We start from the raw sequence: 1,188 nt of genomic DNA, 5'->3' as shown, positions 1-1,188 counted from the left end.
TCTATCAAGTTCATGATCAAAGTGGGCAGGCGATTTTTGTCTCAAGTAACGGTGAGTATTTTTTTACAGGCGAGTTGTACAGCACAATTGGTGGTCGACTTGAGAATATTAGTGAAAAAGAGCGTCAGGCAAAGCGTGGTGAGTTGTTGAAATCGATCGAAGCTTCGGAGCTGATCACTTACAAGGCTAAAGGTGAGGAAAAGGCCCAAATTAAAGTCTTTACTGATATTGATTGTGGTTACTGTCGAAAGCTGCATCGGGAAATACCTAAAATGAATGAGTTGGGTATAACGGTGAGCTATATGAGCTTCCCTCGCGCCGGTGTTAACAGTGCGTCTTATGATAAATTAACGTCCGTATGGTGTGCCGACGATTCGCTTGAGGCAATGAATGAGGCAAAAGAGGGTCGTCTAGATTCAAAAGTTAATCGAAGTACTGGTCGTCTAAATGATGTGGCTAGTTGTAAAAATCCTGTCGCTAAGCAGTATCGGTTAGGGCAGCAATTTGGTGTGACTGGAACGCCCGCTATTGTTTTAGAGGGTGGCACCTTAATTCCTGGCTATATGCCTGCTGAGCAATTTGCCGAACGTTTAGGTATTTAATTACGCATTAGGCCGGGACTGTTTGTCTCGGCTTAGTTTCTAACCATGTCAAACTCTCGCTAAAAAGCGCGTTTTAAATCATTGATTCCATTCTTTTTGTCCCTTCTACCCGTTATACTATGCGCCCGTTTTAAGGGCTAGTTTTTTAGCTTTCAGTTGATTTAAGAGGTACGTGTTTTGAAAACACTCAAATTGGGCATATGCGGTCTTGGTACTGTAGCGAGTGGCGTGGTTAATGTTTTAAATCGAAATCGTGAAGAGATTTCAGCACGCACGGGTTGCTCGATTGAAATTATTCAGATTGCTTCGCGCACGAAGAAAGACAATTGTGATTTGACAGGTATCGACTTTACAACGGATTTGAACGCTGTTGTAACAAACCCCGAAGTAGATGTTGTGCTTGAGTTGATTGGCGGCTACAGCCCTGCAAAAGAGTTAGTAGAGACGGCTCTTCAGGCAGGTAAGCACGTTGTAACGGCTAACAAGGCTTTGATTGCAGAGCACGGCAATGAACTATTTGCTTTGGCTAATTCTGCGGGAGTTAGTCTTTGTTACGAAGCGAGCGTTGCAGGTGGTATCCCGATTA

General features: G+C 43.7%; 2 protein-coding genes. Both read left to right on the top strand.

All coding sequences use genetic code 11. The features are described 5' to 3' along the window. Nucleotides 1-602 (top strand): thioredoxin fold domain-containing protein (locus tag A3739_RS03940; protein ID WP_068500403.1); only part of this gene is annotated, 602 nt, incomplete at its 5' end. Between the two features lie 177 nt (nt 603-779). Then, nucleotides 780-1,188: Gfo/Idh/MocA family oxidoreductase (locus A3739_RS03935; protein WP_197472027.1), on the top strand; the 409-nt coding region annotated here is incomplete at its 3' end.

It is taken from the genome of Oleiphilus sp. HI0067 (assembly GCF_001635735.1).
Note: the sequence above shows the minus strand (reverse complement) of the source record. Positions and strands in the feature narration are given on the sequence as shown.